This window comes from Alcanivorax sp. 97CO-5 (genome assembly GCF_000524665.1).
GTDB classification, from domain to species: domain Bacteria; phylum Pseudomonadota; class Gammaproteobacteria; order Pseudomonadales; family Alcanivoracaceae; genus Alcanivorax; species Alcanivorax borkumensis.
Genome location: NZ_KI965901.1, coordinates 1 through 353, shown reverse-complemented (window position 1 = coordinate 353; position 353 = coordinate 1). Strand labels below are relative to the sequence as shown.

At 47.6% G+C, this 353-nt stretch carries 2 tRNA genes; both read right to left on the bottom strand.

Annotation, left to right across the window (positions count from 1 at the left end):
* Nucleotides 1–128 precede the first annotated feature (128 nt).
* Nucleotides 129–204 (bottom strand) — tRNA-Ala (locus Y017_RS09385).
* A 17-nt stretch (nt 205–221) separates the two neighbouring features.
* Nucleotides 222–298 (bottom strand) — tRNA-Ile (locus Y017_RS09380).
* Nucleotides 299–353 lie beyond the last annotated feature (55 nt).

The window sequence follows — 353 nt, the reverse complement described above, 5'->3', positions numbered from 1 at the left end:
TCTCATTTCCCAAATTGTTAAAGAGCTAGCCGAATCATAAAGATTCAAGCATCCGACTAAAAAGCCAGAAGCAAGCAAAAAAATGCTTGATTCTGACTTCTTTTACGCTTCTACCAGTGCAACAGTATTGGTGGAGCCTAGCGGGATCGAACCGCTGACCTCCTGCGTGCAAGGCAGGCGCTCTCCCAGCTGAGCTAAGGCCCCATTTACAATTCTGAAAATGGTAGGTCTGGGCAGATTTGAACTGCCGACCTCACCCTTATCAGGGGTGCGCTCTAACCAACTGAGCTACAGACCTATAAAAAGCGTCTACACCCTTCAATTACCAGACAAGCAAACGTGTGAGCCCTGAA